The organism is Klebsiella sp. MBT K-1 (assembly GCF_002556465.1).
GTDB lineage: Bacteria > Pseudomonadota > Gammaproteobacteria > Enterobacterales > Enterobacteriaceae > Klebsiella > Klebsiella grimontii.
Genome location: NZ_PDEL01000016.1, coordinates 83,542 through 107,201 on the forward strand (window position 1 = coordinate 83,542; position 23,660 = coordinate 107,201).

Below are 23,660 nucleotides of genomic sequence, written 5' to 3' on the forward strand. Positions count from 1 at the left end.
CGATACAATTGCGGCAATATTGCGCTGCAATTACAGTGTAGCGTGAAAAAAGATCTATCTGGCCAGCCGACAGCTGGCGTGAATGAGGATGAGCTGTGTCAGAGTTGTTATCCATCGCCCTGTTTGTTGCCTCGGTGATGATTTACGCGTTAAAAGCCGGTCGTAATACCTGGTGGTTCGCCGCCACGCTCACGGTGCTGGGCCTGTTCGTTATTCTGAATATTACCCTCTACGCCAGTAATTACTTCACCGGCGACGGTATCAATGACGCGGTACTTTATACGTTGACCAACAGCCTGACGGGCGCTGGCGTGGGCAAATATATTCTGCCGGGCGTTGGGCTGGTCGTGGCGCTGGTCGCGGTATTTGGCGCACTCGGCTGGGTGCTGCGCCGCCGCCGTCATCATCCTCATCACTTTGGTTACAGCCTGGTGGCGCTGGTCCTGGCGCTGGCGTCCGTGGACGCCAGCCCGGCCTTCCGCCAGATTAGCGAGTTGGTCAAATCCCAGTCCCGCGATGGCGACCCTGACTTCGTGGCTTACTACAAAGAGCCGTCAAAGAGCATCGCGAACCCAAAACTGAACCTGGTGTACATCTACGGCGAAAGCCTTGAGCGCACCTATTTTGATAACGACGCGTTCCCGGATCTGACCCCGGAGCTCGGTAAAGTGAAAAGCGAGGGGCTGGATTTCAGCAATACCGCCCAGCTACCCGGCACCGACTACACGATTGCCGGAATGGTCGCTTCCCAGTGCGGGATCCCGCTGTTCGCGCCGTTCGAAGGCAACGCCTCGGCCTCGGTTTCCAGCTTTTTCCCGCAGAATATCTGTCTGGGCGATATCCTGAAAAACTCCGGTTACGAAAACTACTTCGTCCAGGGGGCGAACCTGCGCTTCGCCGGGAAAGATGTGTTCCTGAAATCGCACGGCTTCGATCATCTCTACGGCGCGGAGGAGCTAAAAACCACGGTCGCCGACCCAGCTTACCGTAACGACTGGGGCTTCTACGACGATACCGTCCTTGATGAGACGTGGAAAAAATTTGAGGCGCTTTCGCAATCCGGAAAACGCTTCTCGCTGTTCGCTCTGACGGTCGATACCCATCATCCGGATGGGTTTATCTCCCGTACCTGCCAGCGCAAAAGCTACGATATGGACGGTAAAAAGAACCTCTCTTTCAGCGCCGTTTCCTGTAGCCAGGAGCATATCGCGGCGTTAATCGAGAAGATTAAAGCTTCTCCGTGGTTCAAAAATACGGTCATCGTGGTCTCATCCGATCACCTGGCGATGAAAAACAGCGCCTGGGATTATCTGAATAAGCAGGATCGCAGCAATCTGTTTTTCGTCCTGCGCGGCGATCAACCCCAGCAGGATACGCTGGCCGTCAAACGTAATACCATGGATAACGGCGCGACGGTACTGGATATTCTCGGCGGCGATAACTTTATTGGCCTTGGCCGCAGCAGCCTTTCCGGGGAGTCGCTTTCAACCGTTTTCCTCAATATGAAAGAGAAAGTGCTGGCGTGGAAGCCGGATATCATCCGCCTGTGGAATTTCCCCAAAGAGATGAAGAATTTCACCGTCGATTCGCAGAAGAATATGATCTCCTTCTCCGGCAGCCATTTCCGCCTGCCGCTGCTGCTGCGCATCTCCGATAAGCGCGTTGAGCCGCTGCCGGAGAGCGAATACTCCGCGCCGCTGCGCTTCCAGCTGGCCGACTTCGCGCCGCGCGATAACTTCGTCTGGGTCGACCGCTGCTACAAAATGGGCCAGCTATGGTCGCCGGAGCTGGCGCTCTCCACCGACTGGTGCGTATCGCAGGGCCAGTTGGGCGGCGAACAACAGGTCCAGCGCGTTGACAAGGCCCTGTGGCAGGGTAAAACCGCCTTTAAAGATACCCTTATCGATATGGAACGTTATAAAGGCAACGTCGATACGCTGAAGATTGTCGATAACGATATTCGCTATAAAGCCGACAGTTTCCTGTTTAACGTGGCCGGCGCGCCGGAAGAGGTGAAGCAATTCAGTGGCATCTCTCGCCCGGAATCATGGGGACGCTGGTCTAACGCGCAGCTCGGCAGTGAAGTGAAAATTGAATATAAAGCGCCGCTGCCTGAGAAATTCGACCTGGTGATTACTGCCAAAGCCTACGGGCCGAACGCCAATAAACCGATTCCGGTACGCGTGGGCAACAGCGAGCAAACGCTCACTTTGGCGAACGATGTCACCACCACTACCCTGCATTTCGATAACCCGGCGCACAGCAATACGCTAACGATTGCCCCGCCGGACCCGCAGTCCACGAACGAGGGTAATATTCTCGGCCACTCCCCGCGCCAGCTGGGCATCGGCATGGTTGAAATCAAAGTGGTGAAAAGCGAAGGATAAAACAAGCGCGCCCGGCGTTTTTTACGCCGGGCCATAGTATCAGGGGCAGGATATCAACAATGCAGCGGCTTTAATTCATCCGCCGAAAGCCCGGTGATCCGCTGTACCGTCTCTTTATCTAAGCCGTCCTGCAACATGCTGCTGGCAATGCGTAGCGCCTCCCGTCGGCTCCCTTCCTGCAGGCCTTCCTGGCGACCTTCTTGTATCCCTTCCCGCATCCCCTCCTGCTTCCCCTCTTGCCAACCTTCCTGCTTAAGTTTTTGAGCGATAGACATCAACCTCTCCTCATACTGTGGCAGACGGCGGGCCAACCGGCGGAGAAACACGCTCGGGTCGGCGGTATTGCCGTACTGCAGCATATAGTGAAACAGCACTCGCAACTGTCTGCGGTTAGTGTATCCCAGCATCACAAGGGTCGCCAACGACTCCGTGATCCCGCTGAGATCGCGCTGGCGAATATGCTTTTGCATCAGCTCCAGCAGCGCGACCCGTCGATGCTGGACGATCTCGTCATCCGGCATCGCCGTAACGTCAATCAGCGGAAACGGGCGGCCATACAGCGTCTTAGCCATCTGCGGGTCGGCAAATTCATCCAGCCAGTTCAGGGAGAAAGGATAGGGACTGGTCGCGCCATGATAGAAAAGCATCGGCACCACCAGCGGCAGCTCTTTATGCCCGGCGTCGAGGTGGCGCTGCATCGCGGCAATCGCATAGCGCATCAGGCGAAACGCCATATGATTATCCGGCGAGCTTTGATGCTCTATCACCACATAGACATACCCCGGACCGGAGGTGGTTTGTACCGACCACAGCACATCAGAGTACCAGGCGCGCAGATCTTCATCGACAAAGCTCGCCGACTCCAGGCGCAGGGTGGCAAAATCACACTGCTGGCGGATCTCCTCCGGCAGGTACAGCGTGAGGAAATCATTCGCCGTCTCCGGGTGGCGAAGAAATCGTTTGAATACCGCATCATGCGGCGTCGAGGTCATTCGTTTTTTCATGGCCATCCGCTTGCCTGAAAGAGAAGGAAAGCCGGACTCTAACACCGGTTTTTATCCGGTTGGGATTGGCGATGATTTTCTGGGAAGCGCCTCGGAGAATAGCGCGGCGGCCAGCCGGGCTGGCCGCTACAGGCAAGAGTTAGTAATCAAACTGACGGTAATAACGACGGATATTCAGGTCGTGGCCGGTGTGATGCTCAAAGTGGGCCGCCAGCCTGTCCACCAGCAGGGTCGACACCACGCACGGCGCCATAATCCAGCGGAAGGCGTCATCAATACCGTTCAGCGGATAGTCGCGCGGGTCGATCACCACCAGATGGTCGGTGATCTTCTCAGCGAAGCGTTCGACGCGCTCATCCAGCGCCCGGCATTTACCCTCGCCTTTGACCAGGAACAGCGGGACCTCTTTTTCCAGCAGCTCGAGCGTGCCGTGGAAAAACTCGGCCGAACTCACCGACTTGGTCCGCTTCCACTGCATCTCTTCGAGAATACACATCGAGAACAGATAGACCTCGCCCCACATTTCCGCGCCGCCAATCCACATCATGTAATCACTGGTATGATATTGAGCGGCGATTTTATCCGCCTGCGGATCGAACTGGCGTTTAGCCTGTAACAAATTTTCCGGCAGTAATTCCAGCTGGCTGGCAAAACGATCGTAATCGGCAAAGTCGCCGTGACGATAAATCACGCGGAAGAATAACCAGTACAGCAGCATATATTCATATTCCACGCCGTTCTTGTGGCACATCGGAATATGCCAGCTGGCGGCCTCGGCTAATGGCGAATCGGCATTACGGGTAATGGCCACCACGCGAATCCCCTGCGCTTTGCACCATTCTGCAATGGCTACCGACTCTTTGGTATCGCCGGACTTGGATAGCGTCACCACCACCGCATCTTTATTTAATTTTTTGTGTCCACGATGAATTAATTCCGCCGCCTGCTCAAGATAAACCGGCACGCTGGTTAATTCTTTAGCAAACTCATTAATTGCCATCATCGGCGCCAAAGAACCGCCTACCGAGGCGAAAAATAACGCGCTACAGCCGCTGTGATAAATATCATCGGCGACGGCTTCCGCCTGTTTGCGCGCAGCGATGATCTCGCGAGCACTGGTCAGGTACTCGTCCTGATTAAAACCCAACATAGTTATTCTCCTGAATAATCAGATTTTACTTTTTAATACGCGGTCAAAATCGTCAAAAATACGTTTTGCCAGATCGATCCCTTTTAGTCGGGCGGTATGCCATGCCAGCATTTGGACGGGAACGATCAGCAGCAGCGGCGCCAGGTGATGGTCGCACGGACAACTCAGCGCCAGCGCCTGCTCATCCTCTTCGTCGCTGAGCGTCAGCGTAAAGGCCCGGGCAATGGACGGCGCCATATAGTCCCGCAGCACCCGGGTCCGCGCATCCGGCGCATCTTCGATAAACAGCATCACGTGACGGGCGTTCGCCTCCAGATAGGGGCCGTGCATATAGGCCTCAAGCTCAAAGCCGCTGGAAGGCACGCGCACCGTCTCGGTAAATTTGGTTTCGAACTCCTTCGCCACGCCAACCAGCGCGCCATAGCCGGTGGCGACAAAGCGCTCGCCGCCCCGCAGCGTTTCGCCATGCCGCTCGATAAACCGCGAGGTGCGGGCGATAACGTCCGGGATCGCCGCCGCCAGCCGTTCTAATTCAACAAGATAATGCTGCTCCTCGGCCTCGCTGGTTTTCCCCTGGCTGCGGGCGATCATCAGCGCCATCAGCAGCAAATTCAGCACCGTCGCGCTAAATCCGCGGGTGACAAACCCCACGCTCTCAATGCCGGTATTGATATCCAGAACGCCATCGCAGGCCAGGGCTATCGGGCTTTGCGGGTCGGAGGTCAGGGCAAAAACCGGCAGGCTCAATGCCTGGACCTTACGCATCGCCTCCAGCGTCGAGGCGCTTTTTCCGCTTTGTGAAATCGCCACCACCAGATCGGTATGCGGATCGACCGCCTCATAATGCGTAAAGTTGTACGGCTCTTTAATCTCCACCAGCACGCCGAAACGCTGTTCAAAGAAATAGCGCGCGCACAGGGCGGCGTTGAGCGACGATCCGGTCGCCAGCAGCAGAATGCGGCGCACCGGGTGCTGGCGGGCAAAGTCCTCAATCGCCGCCAGCTTTTGCCGGTAATCGCGCAGGATCTGCGTCAGACAGGCCGACTCTTCGCTGATATAGGTCATCATCGTTGGTACCATTTTCGCCTCCCGTTAAAACAAGCCAATCCACGAACCCACAATGCCCACCAGCGCCATGCCGCCGATAATCGAGAGCGGCTTAACCTTGCGCCCCAGCAGCCAGTAGACGATGCCGAAACTCACCAGCGGCAACATGCAGGGCAGAATGTCGTTGATAATGTCCTGCACCTGGGTTTTCGCCTCCCCGGCGCCGAAGGAGACAGGAATAGTGATATCAATCATTGAGGCGGTCATCGCCCCCACCACCATCAGGCCGATAATCGACGCCCCGTAGGTCAGGCTCTCCATCATTCCGCTCTTCTGGATCCGCTGCAGCACCCCGGTGCCCAGCACATAGCCCCAGCGGGTAAAGAACCAGCGCACCAGGATATGGGGCACGTTAAACACCAGCAGAAACAAGATTGGCCCGAGAATATTGCCCTTCAGCGCCAGACTGGTGCCGATGCCGGTGGCTATAAGGCGCAGCGTGCCCCAGAAAAAGGAGTCCCCCAGCCCGGCCAGCGGCCCCATCAGCGACGCTTTAACGTTATCAATCGCGTTGGCGTCCATATTTTTCTGCTGGCTGTTTTTCTCCTCCATCGCCGTGGTGATCCCCAGCAGCAACGTGACGATATGCGGCGTGGTATTGAAGAACACCAGATGCCGTTTCAACGCTGCGGCCAGCTCCTCTTTGCGCGGATAGAGCTTTTTCAGCACCGGAATCAGCGCGTAAACAAAGGCGAGATTCATCTGCCGCTCATAGTTCCACGAGAACTCCATCTGGAAGGAGCGCCAGAACACCCGGCGTAGATCGCGCGGCGTAATGCGAGTTTCGTCCTGCTCCTGCGGCTGCAGGGTCTCTTCAGAAATCATCTTCGTCGTCATCGCTGACTCCTTGTTCTGTCGTCGTACGAGTCGCGCTCAGCGCGGTAACGTTAACCATCACCACCGCCACGATAGCGCCGAGAATGGCGATGCCGGTCACCGGGATTTTCAGGTAGGCCATCAGCACGAAGCCAAGGAAAAAATACGGCGCGACTTTCTTGTTAATCAGCAGCCTGGCGAGCATCGCGAAGCCGAGGGCCGGAATGATGCCGGTAGCGACGCTGAGCCCGTGTTTGATAAATTCCGGGATGGTATCGAGCAGGGATTTCACCGCGTTGCTGCCGACCAGGAATGAAACGGTCACCACCGTGGCCAGCATCAGCGACAGCCCGAAGCCGGCAATCAGATGCATCCGCTCAATGCCCCGCGTATCCGCCCGTTCCGCGTAGCCGTCAGCCTTCTGGCTAAGCATCGGGATAAACATCCCCAGATAAACGTTTTTCAGGATCAGCGTCAGGGTGGCGATAGGCAGGCCAAGCAGCAGCGCCGTTTCCGTTCCCGCGCCGGAGGTAATGGCGAACGCCACCCCGAGAATGCCGCCGGTCACCACGTCAGGCGGTATCGACGCACCGACGGAGAAAGATCCGATAAACGCCAGCTCGAGCGTCGCGCCCATGATCACGCCGGTCTGCACATCCCCCAGCACCACCCCGGTCAGCAGCCCGGTGACGATTGGCCGCGAAATCAGCGACGTCCCTAATGCATATTCCGATTGCGCGATAAACGCCACCAGACCCAGTAAGAGAGCCTCTACCATAATCTGTCCTCCGGAATTAAACGCATTCCGCAAAAAGCTGTTTGCGATCGTTAGGGACCTGGCGGATCTCAACCTCGACGCCTTTCCCGACCAGTTGCTGCAGCTGCTCTATCTCTTCCGGGAGTAAATTAATCGCCTTAGAGATATTTTTACTGCCCTCTTTAGCCTTAATCCCACCGAGATTAATGCTTTTTATTTCCGCGACGGCGCTGGCAATACGCCAGGCGTCATTCACTGACTCCACGACGATAAAGAGATTATATTTATCCGTAACGCCGCTTTTTATCGCCTCAATAGCGTCGTCAATATTTTTAATCACCAGCTTTACCGAAGGCGGCTTGGCGAGCTTAATCGTGGTTTTTCGCAGCTCATCGGTGGGGACATTATCGTTGGCAATTAAAATGCAATCGGCCCCGACATACTGGGTCCAGGAAAAGGCGACCTGGCCGTGGAGTAATCGATGGTCTACCCTTAATAGCGTAATCATGGTGTTCCCTCATTTCAGAAGTCTTTATCAACGGTCATCGCACTGGCAATCGTGTGATTGCAGTACTGAATGCTCTCTTTGGCGCTTGTTAATGCTTCAGAAATTAATTTCTCGGTATTTTCTTCCCCTGCGGAAATAAGCAAATCAATAATCAGCGGCAGGTTTAAACCGGACAATAAATGAAAATTAGGGCGCGCTAAAAAACGCACAAACTCATTATTGACGCTACCGGCGAAAATATCCGTAATGACAATCAGCTCATCCTCGGCGGGAAAACGCGCCAGCAGCGTCTCCACCTGCTGCGTCAGATCGGCCTCCTCTTCGACGTAGGCGCAGAGGGTATGAATATCCGGCTGCTTGCCGAGGATCAGCTCCACGGAGTTCAGCAGACCGTTAGCAAAGGTGCCATGGCTGGCAAAAATATAGTGTCGTTTCATCCTTACCTCGAAAGCGCATTCCACTGCTTTCTTAATTGCAACCGGCGTGCCAGAAACAGTGGCGCGCCGGTTAGCGCAAGGACGAACGGAGGAAGGGAACTAAAACTCTTGATCTTCCTGAATAAATTCTGTTTCCCGCGTCAGGATATCGTGAATGTAATACAGCTCCACGGCGGGGATTTTGACACTATATCCGCTCTCAATGACACTAAAGGCCTCGCGCAGAATAACCAGCTCGCTCTCCGGACACTGCCTTCCGGAATAATGGGATGGCGACGCGTTGCGGATCAGGCGCTCAATCAGACAGCTGATATGCACGTACAGCGCCACCTTGCGATCGTTGGGCACGTCGCAGCCGGCCAGATGCTCATAGCGCAGTAAAAACTGCTCGACCTGATTGATCACTTTACCGGTATCAAGGATCGTCACCGATTCGATCACCCGGCGCAGCGAGAAATTTTTCAGGATCAGGTTATTGATCTCGCTGACCTGTTCAGAGGAGGCCAGCTCGCCGAAGATACGCATCAGCGGGCGGCTGCCCTGGCCGGAAATCAGCGAATCCAGCGAGATCCACGGCAGATCGGCAAGATGCGGATCGAGAGTACCGACGATAGCCAGCACCTCGTAGCGGCTGAGCATCGGCTCCCGCCGCGCGGGATCGGCGAGCGTGTCCACATCGCAGGCCACAATATCGATGCCGAGCGCTTCGGGAATACTGGCTTTTAACAGCGCCGACAGATTCGCCGCCGCCCCCAGGCCGGTGGCGCAGGTCGTGAGAATCGCCCGCGGTTTGTCCGCCTGCGGATAATAGAGCTGATGCTCAACCGCGAGGTCATCGCCAATCTCACGGACAATATCTTCCAGCATATCGCCCTGCAAAATCCGCTCCCCGACGTACATCGCCATCCCGGTCGAGACGTTATTAATAATCGCCACCGGCGTGGTCAGACGGCGGTTAAAGTGGCTGTGAATGGCGTTCAGCGATCCCATATCGACCAGGATGATCAGCCCGGAGGCCAGCGCGTGGCTCTCGATATAGGCCATCACCTGGTCGGCGATAGCCTCCGGCGTCACGTCGAGCGGCATATCGAATGACTCAAACAGCTGGCTTTTCAGCAACCGGTTCGCCACGTTGGCGATGCTGCTGGCGGTGGCGTAGCCGTGGGCGAGAACGATCGCCCGGGTAACCTGCTGCTGGCTGATGGCGCCGTTTTTCTGTAACCACAGCACCAGCAGCAGCAGATCAATGCGCCGGGGTTCAATATCCAGCTTCAGCGCCAGCGCGGCGAGGATCTCTTCACAAAAGCGATACAGCAGCGGAAACTTTTGCGCCAGGAAATCCTCCAGCTGGCGGCTTTTCTCGGTGCTCATGGTGGAGTGCGCCTGACGAGAGCGATGTATCAGGTAGTGGCTAAGGGCGTAAATACAGTTGCCGTTAAACTGGATATTGAAGCGCTTTTCAAGGCGATAAAACTCTTCCCGCGCCTGATGAGTCAGCAGCAGCAGCAGATGCGAACTATTAGCATCGTGATTATCGAAAATCAGCCGATCGAAGAGGGTTTCAATCTCCTCGCCCATGCTTTTTTGCGCCTCTTCCCAGACCGTTTTTTTACTTAATACCGCTTCATATAGCGCCAGAACGCGGCACTGAGTATCGTAGATCAGCCCCTGAACCGGATCGCGCGCGCGCAGCAGCCAGACCAGACTGGTCTGCGGTTCGATAAGCAGCGGCTCCTGCTGGCCCATCGGTTCGCTGAGCGCTGGCGTCGCGGCCATGATATTTTCCGGCAGATCGTGCAGCGTGACGTTAAGCATCTCGCTGCCCGGACACCTGGCCCAGGCCGACGCAACGGCGTACTTCACCACATTCTTCAGCTCACCGACGTTACCGCGATAAACATAGTGCGTCAGCACCTGTAGCAGCCGGGGCGTCAGCTGCAGCCGGGCGGCCAACGTGCGCGCCTCCTGCCAGAAAAACTGCAGCGTTAACGCTTCTTTTTCGTGGCGGCTGCGGTTTTGTAAATCAGGCAGGCTAACGAGGATCGGAATACGGCGAATAAAGGTGGTCAGAAAAGTGCTGTGAATATCTTCGGTAGTGGCAAACACCAGCCGCAGAGAAATCGGCATCCCCTGCGCCGTTTCCCCCACCCGATAGATCTCCTTGCGATCCAGCCAGGTGAAGAGCTTCTCCTGCCCCTGCGCATCCAGACGATGGACTTCATCGAGAAACAGCACGCCGCCGTTTGCCGCCTCAAAGGCCCCGGCTTTATCCCCCTGCGCGCCGGTAAACGCGCCTTTAACGTAGCCAAACAGGTTGGCGGCCAGCAGCTCCGGATTACTGGCGTACTGGGCGCAGTTGAAGCTGACAAAGGGCGCATCGGGCGCCAGCAGTCCCTGGGCGATGGCAAACTCGTGCATCAGCTCCGCCATATAGCTCTTACCGGTACCGCTGTCGCCGGTAATCAGCAGCGGTAGGCCGCCGTTAGGATAAAACAGCGCGGTTTTCATCTGTTCGATAGGCTTGCGCAGGCTGCCGTCATGGCCGGTCAGCAATGAGAAATGATCCGCCTGCTCCGGCTGTCGGTCGCTCTCCGCCAGCAGCTCCGCCATGCTGACGTACTCGCTGCGCGAAAGAGGGAAAAACTGCTGGCAGAAGGCGGCCTTATGCAGAAAATAGACCGGCCGGGTATTGATCTTCACCAGCACATCCTGGGCCACCAGTTGATTCAGGTAGTGGCTGGCGGTGTTTCTTTGCATCGCAAAACGCCCGGCGAGATAGCTGGCGGTAAAGACCTCGCTCAGATTATCCGGATCAAAAAAATCGGTCTGATTTTGCAGAAAAGCCAACAGTTCCGTTTTACGCATCGCATCCCCCCTCTTCGCCTGTCAGGGGCTTATGATGCGGGAAATCCGCCAGGCGTTGGCGCTTAATTCATTTTTTGCGGTTCAGAGCACAAAAAAAAACGACGCCCAAATCCGCGGGCGCCGCACAACAAACCGACTACAGCCGCGACAGGGCCTCCCGCATCCCCGCGCTCAAAATCACTTCCAGATACCGCGTGACCTGTTCGGCAAGCCCCTGTATTGCCGTCAGATCCTCACCCCAGTGCGCGGTATCCTGCAAAACCTCCGTCACCAGCTCACCCAGCGGGCGGCCCTGGGCCACCTGTGCCCACCCTTCAGCAAAACGAGTTAACCAGACGTCATCATCCTGTAACGGATACGTCTGCCCGTCACGCTGGCCGCGGTAGAAGGCGATAAGCGCCGCCAGGGCGAAGGTTAAGCGCGGCGGAATGACGCCATGCTGGCGGGTATTCGCCAGCAGCTGCGGCAGGATCCGGGTGCGAAACTTGGTCATCCCGTTCAGGGCGATGGAGAGCAGCTGATGGCGGATAAACGGGTTGAGAAAGCGTCCGGTAACGGCATCAGCAAACTGGCGTAGCTCATCGGCGGGCAAATCCAGCGCCGGGATAATCTCCTCGTCGATGGTTTGCTGCACATAGTGGCGAATGGCTTCGTCGCGCATCGCTTCGCCGACGGTATCCACGCCGCACAGCCACGCCACCGGGACCAGCGCGGTGTGCGCGCCGTTAAGAATGGCGACTTTGCGCTCTTTGTAGGGCCGGATATCCTCTACGATATGAATATTGAGCGGGCAGCGGTCAAGCCGCAGCTTTTCCGCCAGCGCCCGCGGTCCCTGGATAACGAACAGCCAGAAATATTCGGCGGTATCGAGGAAAGCATCATGGTAGCCCAGCTCCGCCTCCAGCTTTTCTGCTTCATCACGCGGGTAGCCGGTGACGATGCGGTCAACCAGCGTTGAACAAAACGTATTGGCGGTCTCAACCCAGTCGCGAAAAGCCGCGGGCAATTGCCACTCTTCGGCGTAGCGCAGCACCAGCGCCTTCAGCGCTTCGCCGTTGTAGTCAATCAGCTCACACGGGATAATCGTCCAGCCCTTATCCGCTGCGCCGTTGAAATGGCGGAACCGTTCGAGCAGCAGCTGGGCCAGCTTCGCCGGGAAACTCACCGGCGGCTTATCGTCAGGCCGGTCTCCGGCGTGATAGCTGATGCCCGCTTCGGTGGTATTTGAAAATACGAACGCGATCGCCGGATTTCGAGCCAGCGCCAGATAGCCGGCAAAATCCTGCCAGGGGTTAATTTCATTGTTTACGGAGCGAATAATCCGCGCCTCGCTCACCGCCTCGCCGCGTTCGTCCAGCCCGCGGATCACCGTGGTGTAGAGTCCGTCCTGGGTATTGAGCGACGGCGGAAACTCAGTGTTGATCGGGCGAACGATGGTTACGCCTGCCGCCAGATCGGTTTTCTCATTCAACAGATCCAGCTGCCAGTCGATAAACGCCCGCAGGAAGTTGCCCTCGCCGAACTGAATCGCGCGCGTCGGGTACTGCGGCCCGGGAAAATCTTGTCTGTTTAACGATTTCATGAGTTTACCTGCTAAAAATGAATGACGCCTTTGATCAGCTGGCGATTATTAATCACTTCGCTTTCGTAAATGTCCGCCAGCGATCTGAAATCGTAACGGTGGGTCAGCATCATCCTGGCGGTGATTTTCCCCTCGGCCATCAGCCGCCCGACTTTGGCAAAATCCTCTTCCGTCGCATTGCGGCTGCCCATCATGGTGGTCTCTTTCTTATGAAATTCCGGGTCTGAGAACTGCAGTTCACCTTTAAACAGGCCAACGAATATGATGCTGCCGCCGTGGCGGATTAAATTCACCGTGTTGTTCATCGCATGCTGATTCCCGGTGGCGTCGATCACTTTTTGCGCCAGAGAACCGCCGAAGGCTGCGCACAGCTGTTCGATAAACTGCGGGTCGGAAGGATCGAGGGTGCTCAGGCCGAGATGCTGCGCCACGTGTTCGCGCCGCGCTGGACTGGTGTCCGCCACCACCACCTGCGCCCCGTCGGCTTTGGCGATAGCCGCCGCCCCAAGGCCGATGGGGCCCGCGCCAACCACCAGCACCTGCTCTCCCGCCCGGATAGCGGCGCGACGCACCGCGTGGGCGCTGATGGCGAAGGGTTCAATCAGCGCCGCGGCTTCCGGCTCGACGTCATCCACCACCAGCAGATTTTTGACCGGCACGCTGAGGTACTCGCTAAACCCGCCGTCCCGATGCACGCCGATAACGGAAATCTTCTCGCAGCAGTTTGTCCGGCCGCTCAGGCAGGCCGGACACTGGCGGCAGGCGACGTAGGGAATGACGGCAACCTGCTGGCCGCTTTTCAGATTAAGAATATTTTTACCAAGCCCGATTATCTCGCCGCATATTTCATGACCAAGAACGCGCGGATAGCTAAAAAAAGGTTGATTGCCGCCCCATGCGTGAATATCCGTGCCACAAATCCCCACCGTTTTTATTTTAATGAGAACCTCATCGTCACCGGGAATGGGAATCTGGCGTTTTTCCCAGTGAAATTTTTTGGGTTCTTGACACACTAGCGTATTCATCGACGTCATAATAATTGCCTCCGTATTTGTTGGCTTAGATATCGATGAAAAACAGAGGTGAGAATAAATTCATTGCAAAAATTGTGAAATCTCGCGCACAAAACTGTTTTAAATCCGGCTTTAATAGCGAAAAAACAGGAAACCTATTATGAGCCGCTCGCAAAATCTTCGTCACAACGTCATTAACCAGGTCATTAACGATATGGCGCGCGGCTTTCTCCCCTCGCCGCTACCCTCACAAAGCGCGCTGGCGGAGATGTACAACATCAGCCGCACCACCGTGCGCCACATCCTCAGCCACTTATGCGAGCGCGGCGTGCTGCACCAGGTCAAGCAGGATTACCAGATCCTCCGCCAGCCGGAGGTGCAGGACGGCTTCGATGGCGCCAGCGCCTCGCTGGCCGAACAGAATCGTCTCTTCGAACAGGCGTTTTTCACCATGATCAACCAGCGCCAACTGCGCGCCGGGGAGATGTTCTCCGAGCTACAGCTGGCGCGGGCGGCGGGCGTCAGCCCGGTGGTGGTCAGAGAGTTTTTGTTGAAATTCAGCCGCTACAACCTGATTGAAAGCGAAAAGCGCGGCCAGTGGAACATGAAGAAGTTTGAGTTATCCTGGGCCGAGCAGTTGTTCGAACTGCGGGAAATGCTGGAAACCCACGCGCTTCAGCACTTCCTCAACCTGCCGGATAACGACGCCCGCTGGCTGCAGGCCAGAACCCTGCTTGAGCGCCATCGCGCCCTGCGGGACAGCATCGGCGACAGCTTTCGTATGTTTTCGCAGCTCGATCGCGACTTTCATACGCTGCTGCTGTCCGCTGCGGAAAATATATTTTTTAATCAATCACTTGAAATTATTTCCGTGATCTTCCACTTTCACTATCAGTGGGATGAAAGCGATCTTAAACAGCGCAATATCATCGCCATTGATGAACATATGACCATCCTCAGCGCCCTCATCTGCCGCAGCGATCTGGACGCCAACCTGGCGCTGCGTAACCACCTGAACTCGGCGAAGCAATCGATGATTAACTCGCTCAAACAGAGCGAATCCCTGGCTCATTAAGTACCGATTAAAAACAGAAAATGATTATCAGCAGCACAAATCTCAAAACATAAACCAATGCCGTAAAAAAGGTTATTTATGCTGAAAACAAGTCGACTTACTTTACTGTGAAATAGGTGGGTGGTGTTTAAACCATTCGATGTCACTTGTCGTTCAAATAGAATAGCCAGGAGTCAGGCGTGGAACAACAAAATATAACTATCGACCCGCAGACAACCTTTAAAAAAGGGAAAGCGGAGACGATTTCAGTTCCGTTAGATAATACGTTAACGCGTAGCACTCGCATTAAAAAAATTCAGACAACGGCAATGATCCTGTTATTTCTTGCGGCGGTAATCAACTACCTCGACAGAAGTTCATTGTCCGTCGCGAACTTAACGATTCGCGAGGAGTTGGGGCTGAGCGCCACCGAAATCGGGGCGCTGCTGTCCGTTTTCTCGCTGGCCTACGGTATCGCCCAGCTCCCCTGCGGGCCGCTGCTGGACCGTAAAGGTCCGCGCATCATGCTCGGGCTGGGTATGTTTTTCTGGTCGCTGTTTCAGGCGGTCTCCGGAATGGTGCACAGCTTTACCCAGTTCGTGCTGGTGCGTATCGGCATGGGGATCGGCGAAGCGCCGATGAACCCCTGCGGCGTCAAGGTGATCAACGACTGGTTTAATATTAAAGAGCGCGGCCGCCCGATGGGTTTCTTTAACGCCGCGTCGACCATTGGCGTCGCCATCAGCCCGCCAATCCTGGCCGCCATGATGCTGATGATGGGCTGGCGCGGGATGTTTATCACCATCGGCTTGCTGGGGATCTTCGTCGCTATCGGCTGGTATATGCTCTATCGCAACCGGGAGGATATCGCTCTCACCGCCGACGAGCAGGCCTACCTTAACGCCGGGAGCGTCAACGTTCGCCGCGACCCGCTAAGCTTTGCCGAATGGCGCAGCCTGTTTAAAAACAAAACCATGTGGGGAATGATGCTGGGCTTCAGCGGCATCAACTATACCGCATGGCTGTATCTGGCCTGGCTGCCGGGCTACCTGCAAACGGCATATAACCTCGATCTGAAAAGTACCGGTTTTATGGCCGCCATTCCTTTCCTGTTCGGCGCCGCCGGGATGCTCATCAACGGCTACGTCACCGACTGGCTGGTCAAAGGCGGCATGGCGCCGATCAAAAGCCGCAAAATTTGCATTATTGCCGGGATGTTCTGCTCCGCCGCCTTTACCCTTGTTGTGCCGCAGGCCACCACCTCTATCGTCGCGGTGCTGTTAATCGGTATGGCGCTGTTCTGCATCCACTTTGCCGGCACCTCCTGCTGGGGATTGATTCACGTCGCGGTGGCCTCAAGGATGACCGCGTCCGTCGGCAGCATCCAGAACTTCGCCAGCTTTATCTGCGCCTCCTTTGCGCCGGTGGTGACCGGGTTTATCGTCGATACCACCCATTCATTCCAGCTGGCGCTGATTATCTGCGGCTGCGTGACCGCCCTCGGCGCGCTGGCCTATATTTTCCTGGTCCGACAGCCGATTAGCGACCCGCGTAACGGCTGAATCTTAACGCCCTGCCGACGGCAGGGCGCTCAAGGCCGCGCTCATCTCATACTGTTTTAATGCCATGGGCGTATAGCCGGCGGCGTGAAACAGCGGCGTAAAGCGCTCCGGGATGGTCACCGACGTCCCGAGGCCGGGAAAGCGTTGGGCGAGCGTCCTCAGCATTTCCTGTCCCAGCCCGCGCCCGCGGGCGGCGGGATCGACCCATAAAAACTGCAGCTGCGGCCTGCTGGATAAGGTCGCCAGCACGGCGAAAGCCTGCTGATGAAGGCTCAACGCCCGGCACGGGAGGGTGCTGAAGGTTAGCGGGTCCATCAGCCACGGCAGCTGGCCGTTAATCTCGGCGCCGGCCCTGCGCGTCAGCGCCAGCACGTCATACTCCTGCAATACGGATGACTCCCCGCTCGCGGCCTGCGCGCTCAGATAGCCGCACAGCCCGTGCCGCACCTCGAAGCCCAGCGATTGATACAGCGCCACCGCGGCATGGTTGTCGCGGATAACCTCCAGCCACATCCGCCGTACGCCCTGCGCGCGCAGCGCGTCGATAAGCGGCGTCATCAGCCGGCGGCCAACGCCCTTTCCGCGATACGCGGGCCGCACCGCGAACGCCGCCAGCCGGGCTTCATCGCCGCGTCGGGCGACGACCGCCATCGCGGCGGGGACATCACCATCCAGCCAGACGCGAGAATCCAGCAGGCTCAGCCCTTCGGCGCTAAAACGCTGGACAAAAACCTCCACCGACAGCGTGACGGGAACGAGATAATCTTCGAAACAGTCGCAGAGGATCGTCGTCAGCTGCTCAATGCTGAACTGGGTGGCGGGAACGGCGGTAAGCTCCATACATTTCTCCCGGAGGCTGCTATGCTGAGGTGATGAAAACTAACACTATAACCGCCGCCGCGACGTTACGCCTGACTGAGGAGAACGATATTCCCCTCCTGCCTGCGATTGAGCGCTCGGCGGCCCAGGCTTTTCGCCAGATCCCGGCGCTGGCATGGCTGGCGGAAAGCGATGTGATAAGCCCCGAGCGTCACCGGCTGTTTCTCGAAACGGACCACAGCCTGCTGGCCGTAGCCGATGAACACCCGATCGGCTTCGTGCTGACCGAACCGCTGGACGATGCGCTGTTTATCGCGGAGATCGCCGTCCATCAGGCGTGGCAGGGGCGAGGCGTTGGCCGCATGATGCTGGAGCAGGTTATAGCGACAGCCCGTCAGGCGGCGTATCCGGCGGTCACGCTCACCACCTTCCGCGACGTGCCGTGGAACGCGCCGTTCTACACGCGCCTCGGATTTTCAATGCTGAACGAGCTAAGGCTACCGGCAGGGCTGGCGGCGAAAAGAGATCTGGAGACGGAACACGGGCTAGCGCCGGAAACGCGCTGCGCCATGCGCTTAGCGCTATAGCCTTCGTCGCTGCTTTCAGCGTCTGAATATGGTACAAAGTATCATTCCAAATTAACCCGTTGATACCCGTATGTCCTCGCCAATCGATATCATTTCCTGCATTACCGATCGCTTTGTTGAACTGACGGCGACCGAAAAGCGCATCGCGCAGTTTATTCTCGATGATGTCGCGGCGGCGGCGGCGCTGCCCATCGCGGAGATGGCGCGTCTGACCCATACCAGCCAGGCCTCGGTCACCCGCTTTGCCCGGGCGCTGGGCTGCAAAGACGTCCGCGAGCTGAAGATGAAGCTCGCGCAATCCCTCGCGGTCGGGCAGCGGTTTATCCTCGATGTGCCGGACCTTGAAGGCGTACAGGGGATCTACGAGTCGATCATCGGCGTGCTGGAGACCAACCGGCGGGCGCTGGATCTTGAGGCGCTGAAGCGTGCAGTGAGCTGGCTGAGCGACGCGCGGCAGATCCTCGCCCTCGGCATGGGCGGCGGCTCCACCATCTGCGCCCAGGAGATCCAGTATCGCCTGTTTCGCCTCGGCCTGCCGGTGGTCAGCCAGAATGACGGTCTGCTGGTGCGTATGATGAGCTCGGCGGTAACGCCAAAGGATGTGGTTATCGTGCTGTCCTTAGGCGGCTATACCCAGGAAATCATTGAAAGCGCGGCGATTGCCAGCCAGTACGGCGCGAAGGTGATTGCGATTACCCCTGCCGGAACGCCGCTGGCGGAACAGGCGGATCTGGTGCTGCCGCTGCTGGTGCGCGAAAACGACTATATCTTCAAGCCCAGCACTTCGCGCTATGCGATGCTGGCGATGGTTGACGTGCTGGCCACCGAACTGGCGATGGCCAACAAGACCCAGGCAAAAGGCAGGCTGCGCCGCATTAAGCTGGCGCTCGACAGCCACCGCGGCGGCGTCGACCGGCAGCCGCTGGGCGATTAACCGCAGCGGGCGGCGGCGATAAACCTCTCCGCCTGCTGACGGGTACGCTCCACGGCCTGCCCGGCGCGATAAAGATCGCTTCCCAGACCGGCGCCGGCGCACCCCGCCCGCACCCAGCTCGCCAGATTCTCCGGCGTCACGCCGCCGACCGCCAGCACCGGTACCTCCGGCGGCAGCACCGCTTTCAGCGCCCGAATGTAGTCCGGGCCGAATGCGGAAGACGGGAAAATCTTCAGCCACTGCGCCCCGGCGTCCAGCGCGCTAAACGCCTCGGTCGCCGTGGCGCATCCGGCGCAGACCCGCATTCCGCGCGCCACCGCCCGGCGAATCACCTCCGGCTGAGTATTCGGCGTCACGATAAGCTTCGCCCCGGCGTCGGCCAGAAAATCGACCTGTTCAACCTTAAGCACCGTGCCCGCGCCAATCACCGCCTGTTCGCCAAAGCGCGCGACCATCTGCGGAATGCTCTGCCGCCAGTCCGGTGAATTAAGCGGGATTTCAATATAGCGGAAGCCCGCGCCCACCAGCGTCGCAATATGCTCCGCCGCCTCAGCGGGGCGGATGCCGCGTAAAATCGCCACCAGTTTAATCGTGTCCATGCATTATCCTCGCCATGCCGTTCAGCAATGCCTCATCGCCGCTGCAGCGGTTAACCGTCATTCCATGCGCCCTCATCGCCCGACTGTAGCGGGCGTTCAGCGCCGGGTCGCCGACCAGCGTGACGGTAGAGGGGCGGTAACGCTGGCCCATGACCGCCACCTCCGCGCCAATCAGCAAGCCGGAGAGATAGTCGCTGACCGAGGTCGCCGCCAGCGCCCCGAGTACCCTGGCGGCCCTGGCGACAAACAGTTCGCTCACCAACGACGGCTGCGCCAGCCCTTTTTCCAGCCCCCGCTCAAACGCCGCCTCGTCCGGCTGCTGGGCCGGTAGCCCTTTGCCGAGCAGCGACTGCGTCATCAGCAGATGATGCAGTTCCCCGGTCATCGCCGTGGCAAAATGGCGCACCGCGCCATCCTCCATCTGCACCCATTTACAGTGGGTGCCCGGCAGCACGTAACACTCCGCCGGCGCCAGCAGCCAGGCCCCCAGCAGCTGCGTCTCTTCGCCGCGCATCACGTTGTAATCTCCGGCCTGGTCCATCTTGAGGCCGGGAATAATCCACACGCCTTCGGCCACGGCGCAAAGCTGCTGCCCCGGCGCGTCAATCGCCGCCGGGCAGGCAAGATAGGGCACCGCCTGCCAGCCGGCATCACTGCCGATCATCCCGGCCATCAGCACCGGCAGCGTCGCCGCGCCACGCCAGGGCGCCAAATGCTCCTCGAATACGTCGGCGGGCGCCCGCCCGTTCAGGCGGGTGATGCCCAGCGGCAGCTGCTTCGTTTCGACGCACTGGCCGTTGCGAATCAGCCAGCCGCGCAGCTGGGTGGAGCCCCAGTCGACGGCAATATAGTCCCTCATTGCGCTTCTCCTGAGGCCTGCGCCACCGCCGTTTTCGCCGGCGCCGCCTGCCCTTCCCGCTCCAGGGTAATCATCTCCAGCGCTTGCTGACGGCTGATTTTGCTGGCAGGCGTCATTAACGTGACAAAAACAGCGGAAACGAAGCTGCCGACGACCGACGGTATGCACGGGTTGCCCCAGTAAGCCAGCCAGTCGGCCTTAATCAGAACCACAATAGAGACCAGCATGCCGCTCAGCAGCGCGGTTAACGCGCCCTGCCAGTTAAAGCGCAGCCAGAAGCGGCCCAGAATCGAGCAGACGAACAGCCCGGACATCAGCATGGAGATCATTTTGGTGATATAGCTGATGATATCGTTCGAGGTCAGGGCGAAGATCATCGCCAGGCCGATAACAAACGCCAGCATCCAGCGCGACAGCGTAATGGCTTTATCTGCCGGGGGCATTTTCCCGGTAACGAGGGTATAAACATCGCGCATCATAATGGCCACGGCGGCTATCGCATCGGAGCTGGCCGAAGACATGGTGGCGGAAAGCCCGGCAATCAGCACCACCAGCCCCAGCATCGCCGGCAGGAAGCTGGTCGCGAACAGGAATGCGTAATTGCTGTTCTCCAGATGGGGGTTCATCGTCCATGCCGCCATGCCGATAATCGCCGGTAGCACCGAGAAAAACAGATACAGCACGCCGGTATAGACAAACGAGCGGCGCACCGAAGAGACGTCTTTCCCCGAGTAGATACGCTGACGATAGGAAGGGGTCGCCAGTACGCCGACGCCGATGACCATCGCCAGCGATAGCGCTGGCATCACCCCGAGCTTGTCAACGGCAAACAGGCTCATCGCCTTAGGATCCATCGCCTGAACAATGGCATCCCATCCCCCCACGTGAACCACGGCCAGAATCGCCATCAGAATAAAACCGAAAAACAGAATTAATGCCTGAATGGTATCCGTCCACACCACCGCAGAATAACCGCCAATAATCACGTAAATCGCAAACGCCAGAGCGATAATAATTTTTGCCAGCGTCAGATTTATTCCTGTGGCCCAGGATAAATACATGCTGCCGCCGAGAATATGCGCCCCCAGCCAGCCAATCGAAGCAATAAATATCATTATGCCGACGATATTTTTAATTAAATGGCTGCCGCCGGTATAATACGACAGCTCCTCGCTCATGGTCATAAAACGGAGTTTACGCACCGGCGCAAACAGCCAGGCCACCAGCAGAATACCGATCGCCCCGCCCACGCCGTACAGCATGCCGGCCCAGCCGTTGCTGTAGCCGAAGCCTACGGCGCCCATGCTTGAACCGGTTCCCACCATGGTCGCCACGGTGGAACCCAGCGTCAGAAAAAGCGGTAAGGAACGGCCGCCGAGTAAAAAATCTTCACCGCTTTTTTGATTACGCGACACGTACCAGCCAAGCCAAATCATGGCCAACGCGTAAATAATAAAGCCGACTAAAAAGATATGACTATTCATAATTCACATCCTGCCAGTTGAGTAGGTAAAAGGTAAAAGGCTACGGAGCGCTGAATGAATTCAGCGCTCAAAATTCTGTTTATATTTCTGATGAATAAATTTTTATACGCGAGCCGCGTTATAACAGGTCACATCCACTTCGACTTTACAATCCACCACCAGGTCCGCGACGCAGCAGATACGGGCAGGCGGGTTGTCGGCAAAGAACTCGCGGAACACTTTATTGAACGACTGAAAATAGCGCGAATCGGTGAGGATCACCTTGACATGCACCACGTCGGCCAGGCTATAGCCCGCTTCGTTCATGATATCCACACAGTTCTGAATCGCCAGCCGCGACTGCTCGACAATCCCGCCCTCCACCACTTCACCATCTTTCATCGGCGTCTGGCCGGAGACATACAGCCAGCCTCCCGCCTCCACCGCGCGCGCGAACGGCAGATGCTGCCCGCCGGTGCCGGTACCGCCTTCCACGCCATAACGTTTAATACTCATCTTTCACTCCTCAGTTCATTTGGCGGCGCAGGAAACGCCCCGCACGCCCGATAATCTTTTTATCGCTGCCGTAGCTCATCACGCCGTTGACCATCACCGCCTCAATACCGTCCGCCGGTTGTTTCGGGTCGGAGAAGCTGGCGACATCGCGCACCGTCTGCGGATCGAACAGCACCAGATCGGCGAAATAGCCCACTTTCACCAGCCCGCGATCCGCCAGCTGGAAACGCGCCGCCGACAGTCCGGTCATTTTGTGAATAGCGGTGGTCAGCGGAAACAGCCTTTCATCGCGGCTGTAGTGGCCTAATACCCGAGGGAAAGCGCCCCACAGCCGCGGGTGCGGCATCGGATCGTTCGGCAGACCGTCGGAGCCGATCATCGTCACCGGATAACGCAGTACCCGCCGTACGTCCTGCTCATCCATGTTGTAGTAAATGGCCCCGGCGGGCATCAGCCGCGCCGCCGCCTCATGCAGGCTAACCTGCCAGCCGTCGGCAATCTGCTGCAGGGTTTTCCCGGCCTGTTCCGGCTGCGCTTCCGACCAGGTGATGACGATGTCGAACTCATCGGTCACCTGCTTCATATCCAGCGTCGATGAGCTGGCGGAATAGGGGTAGCAGTCGCAGGCGATCTCCTGGCGCTGGCGCATTTCATCAAAGAAGGCCAGCGTCTCCTTCGTGCGACCCCAGTTTTTCGCGCCGGCGCACTTGTGGTGCGAGACCACCACCGGCACGTTGCCGTGGCGCCCAATGCGGAACGCCTCGTCGAGCGCATCCAGAATCGGCTCGAACTCCGAACGCAGGTGGGTGGTATAAATTCCCCCCTCTGCCGCCAGTTCCTCGGCCAGCGCCATCACCTCTTCAGTGGTGGACTGAAACGCGCTGGCGTAGGCCAGCCCGCTGCTCAGGCCAAGCGCGCCCTGGCGCAGCGCGTCGCGCAGCTGGACGCGCATCCCGGCGATTTCGGTTTGCGTTGCCGGGCGGAACAGATCGTCCATATGATTATTACGCAGCGCGGTATGGCCAATCAGCGTGCCAACGTTCAACGACGGCTTCGCCGCCTCCACCGCGTGGGCGTAAGCGTCCACGGTGGGGTAAATAAAGTGCTCCTGCTCGCCCAGCAGGTTCATCGGGTCCGGCACGCCGTCGCGCAGGGTCGCCGTCGCCGCGCTGATCCCGCAGTTGCCGACAATCACCGTCGTCACCCCCTGGCTCAGCTTGGGCAAATAGGCCGGCATACGGATGACGTTAATGTCGTCATGGGTATGCACATCGATAAATCCGGGCGCCAGCACGCGCCCCTGCCCGTCAATCACCTGCTCCGCCGGCAGGTTTAGCGCCGGGGCCACTTCCACAATTCGATCGCCCTTCACCGCCACGTCGCCGCGAAACTGCGGTCCGCCGCTGCCGTCAATGACCGTGACGTTTTTGAAAAGCCAGTTAACTTTCATCGCAATTACTCCCTTTCAACTCTGCCGACAAGTTAACCATTTACAAGGCGGAAAAACAGTGGAAAACTACGCAAAAACCAGATCAAATTATGATACTTTTATTCATACATAACGAAATAAAGTAAATAAATATATAGTTTTCAATTAATTATAATTGATACTCAGCTTTAATCCGAGCATAAACCCTGAAA

Annotated in this window: 21 protein-coding genes and 1 pseudogene; 6 read left to right on the top strand and 16 right to left on the bottom strand. The window is 57.6% G+C overall.

What is annotated here, in order from left to right:
• The first annotated feature begins 95 nt into the window (after nucleotides 1-95).
• On the top strand, nucleotides 96-2,387 hold the full coding sequence (gene opgB, locus CMQ96_RS22400; protein WP_098067345.1) for a phosphatidylglycerol--membrane-oligosaccharide glycerophosphotransferase: 2,292 nt from the start codon (nucleotides 96-98) through the stop codon (nucleotides 2,385-2,387).
• A gap of 53 nt (nucleotides 2,388-2,440) precedes the next feature.
• On the opposite strand, the gene CMQ96_RS22405 is transcribed toward opgB, so the two are convergent.
• From CMQ96_RS22405 to CMQ96_RS22450, 10 genes are all read right to left on the bottom strand, one after another.
• The gene (locus tag CMQ96_RS22405) at nucleotides 2,441-3,397 is read right to left on the bottom strand and encodes an Rpn family recombination-promoting nuclease/putative transposase (protein ID WP_165774987.1); all 957 of its coding nucleotides are present in this window, start codon (nucleotides 3,395-3,397) and stop codon (nucleotides 2,441-2,443) included.
• A gap of 133 nt (nucleotides 3,398-3,530) precedes the next feature.
• Nucleotides 3,531-4,541 (bottom strand): SIS domain-containing protein, encoded by a 1,011-nt coding sequence (locus CMQ96_RS22410; protein ID WP_098067346.1) that lies wholly within the window; start codon nucleotides 4,539-4,541, stop codon nucleotides 3,531-3,533.
• A gap of 18 nt (nucleotides 4,542-4,559) precedes the next feature.
• Complete coding sequence (locus CMQ96_RS22415; RefSeq protein WP_098067347.1) at nucleotides 4,560-5,621, bottom strand: SIS domain-containing protein; 1,062 nt, start codon at nucleotides 5,619-5,621, stop codon at nucleotides 4,560-4,562.
• Nucleotides 5,622-5,633: 12 nt separating this feature from the next.
• The gene (locus CMQ96_RS22420) at nucleotides 5,634-6,485 is read right to left on the bottom strand and encodes a PTS system mannose/fructose/sorbose family transporter subunit IID (protein ID WP_049088581.1); all 852 of its coding nucleotides are present in this window, start codon (nucleotides 6,483-6,485) and stop codon (nucleotides 5,634-5,636) included.
• Nucleotides 6,463-7,242, bottom strand: a complete 780-nt coding sequence (locus CMQ96_RS22425; RefSeq protein ID WP_098067348.1) for a PTS mannose/fructose/sorbose/N-acetylgalactosamine transporter subunit IIC — start codon at nucleotides 7,240-7,242, stop codon at nucleotides 6,463-6,465. Before CMQ96_RS22425 ends, CMQ96_RS22420 begins: the two co-directional genes overlap by 23 nt.
• Before the next feature lie 16 nt (nucleotides 7,243-7,258).
• On the bottom strand, nucleotides 7,259-7,729 hold the full coding sequence (locus tag CMQ96_RS22430; RefSeq protein WP_024360411.1) for a PTS sugar transporter subunit IIB: 471 nt from the start codon (nucleotides 7,727-7,729) through the stop codon (nucleotides 7,259-7,261).
• Between the two features lie 14 nt (nucleotides 7,730-7,743).
• Entirely contained in the window at nucleotides 7,744-8,166 is a 423-nt protein-coding gene (locus CMQ96_RS22435) for a PTS sugar transporter subunit IIA (RefSeq protein ID WP_024360412.1), read from the bottom strand.
• Nucleotides 8,167-8,265: 99 nt separating this feature from the next.
• Nucleotides 8,266-11,031: a sigma 54-interacting transcriptional regulator gene (locus CMQ96_RS22440; RefSeq protein WP_049130537.1), complete on the bottom strand. Its 2,766-nt coding sequence runs from the start codon at nucleotides 11,029-11,031 to the stop codon at nucleotides 8,266-8,268.
• A gap of 136 nt (nucleotides 11,032-11,167) precedes the next feature.
• Nucleotides 11,168-12,613, bottom strand: coding sequence for a tagaturonate reductase (locus CMQ96_RS22445; RefSeq protein WP_082236779.1), 1,446 nt, complete (start codon nucleotides 12,611-12,613; stop codon nucleotides 11,168-11,170).
• 11 nt (nucleotides 12,614-12,624) lie between these two features.
• Nucleotides 12,625-13,647, bottom strand: a complete 1,023-nt coding sequence (locus CMQ96_RS22450) for a zinc-binding alcohol dehydrogenase family protein (RefSeq protein WP_004134210.1) — start codon at nucleotides 13,645-13,647, stop codon at nucleotides 12,625-12,627.
• A 139-nt stretch (nucleotides 13,648-13,786) separates the two neighbouring features.
• Between CMQ96_RS22450 and CMQ96_RS22455 the strand changes: the two genes are divergently transcribed.
• The gene (locus CMQ96_RS22455) at nucleotides 13,787-14,701 is read left to right on the top strand and encodes a GntR family transcriptional regulator (RefSeq protein ID WP_004134209.1); all 915 of its coding nucleotides are present in this window, start codon (nucleotides 13,787-13,789) and stop codon (nucleotides 14,699-14,701) included.
• A 179-nt stretch (nucleotides 14,702-14,880) separates the two neighbouring features.
• The gene (locus CMQ96_RS22460; RefSeq protein WP_004134208.1) at nucleotides 14,881-16,242 is read left to right on the top strand and encodes an MFS transporter; all 1,362 of its coding nucleotides are present in this window, start codon (nucleotides 14,881-14,883) and stop codon (nucleotides 16,240-16,242) included.
• 3 nt (nucleotides 16,243-16,245) lie between these two features.
• Here CMQ96_RS22460 and CMQ96_RS22465 read toward each other — a convergent pair whose 3' ends face one another.
• Nucleotides 16,246-17,082 (bottom strand): GNAT family N-acetyltransferase, encoded by an 837-nt coding sequence (locus CMQ96_RS22465; protein ID WP_049088592.1) that lies wholly within the window; start codon nucleotides 17,080-17,082, stop codon nucleotides 16,246-16,248.
• Nucleotides 17,083-17,114: 32 nt separating this feature from the next.
• On the opposite strand from CMQ96_RS22465, the gene CMQ96_RS22470 reads away from it, so the two are divergent.
• Together CMQ96_RS22470 and CMQ96_RS22475 are read left to right on the top strand one after the other, a co-directional pair.
• Nucleotides 17,115-17,648, top strand: a complete 534-nt coding sequence (locus tag CMQ96_RS22470) for a GNAT family N-acetyltransferase (RefSeq protein ID WP_049130533.1) — start codon at nucleotides 17,115-17,117, stop codon at nucleotides 17,646-17,648.
• A gap of 70 nt (nucleotides 17,649-17,718) precedes the next feature.
• Complete coding sequence (locus tag CMQ96_RS22475; protein ID WP_004134204.1) at nucleotides 17,719-18,582, top strand: MurR/RpiR family transcriptional regulator; 864 nt, start codon at nucleotides 17,719-17,721, stop codon at nucleotides 18,580-18,582.
• On the opposite strand, the gene CMQ96_RS22480 is transcribed toward CMQ96_RS22475, so the two are convergent.
• From CMQ96_RS22480 to CMQ96_RS22500, 5 genes are all read right to left on the bottom strand, one after another.
• On the bottom strand, nucleotides 18,579-19,181 hold the full coding sequence (locus tag CMQ96_RS22480; protein ID WP_049130532.1) for a 2-dehydro-3-deoxy-6-phosphogalactonate aldolase: 603 nt from the start codon (nucleotides 19,179-19,181) through the stop codon (nucleotides 18,579-18,581). The two genes, CMQ96_RS22475 and CMQ96_RS22480, sit on opposite strands and share 4 nt — an antisense overlap.
• Nucleotides 19,168-20,040, bottom strand: a complete 873-nt coding sequence (locus tag CMQ96_RS22485) for a 2-dehydro-3-deoxygalactonokinase (RefSeq protein ID WP_098067349.1) — start codon at nucleotides 20,038-20,040, stop codon at nucleotides 19,168-19,170. The genes CMQ96_RS22480 and CMQ96_RS22485 overlap by 14 nt, the downstream gene beginning before the upstream one ends.
• On the bottom strand, nucleotides 20,037-21,524 hold the full coding sequence (locus tag CMQ96_RS22490; RefSeq protein ID WP_004134200.1) for a sodium:solute symporter family protein: 1,488 nt from the start codon (nucleotides 21,522-21,524) through the stop codon (nucleotides 20,037-20,039). Before CMQ96_RS22490 ends, CMQ96_RS22485 begins: the two co-directional genes overlap by 4 nt.
• Before the next feature lie 102 nt (nucleotides 21,525-21,626).
• Nucleotides 21,627-22,019: a RidA family protein gene (locus CMQ96_RS22495; protein WP_004134199.1), complete on the bottom strand. Its 393-nt coding sequence runs from the start codon at nucleotides 22,017-22,019 to the stop codon at nucleotides 21,627-21,629.
• Nucleotides 22,020-22,029: 10 nt separating this feature from the next.
• Nucleotides 22,030-23,469, bottom strand: a complete 1,440-nt coding sequence (locus CMQ96_RS22500) for an amidohydrolase family protein (protein ID WP_098067350.1) — start codon at nucleotides 23,467-23,469, stop codon at nucleotides 22,030-22,032.
• On the opposite strand from CMQ96_RS22500, the pseudogene CMQ96_RS28950 reads away from it, so the two are divergent.
• A pseudogene (locus tag CMQ96_RS28950) lies at nucleotides 23,447-23,573 on the top strand (hypothetical protein); the annotation flags it as partial. The gene CMQ96_RS22500 and the pseudogene CMQ96_RS28950 overlap by 23 nt on opposite strands.
• Nucleotides 23,574-23,660 lie beyond the last annotated feature (87 nt).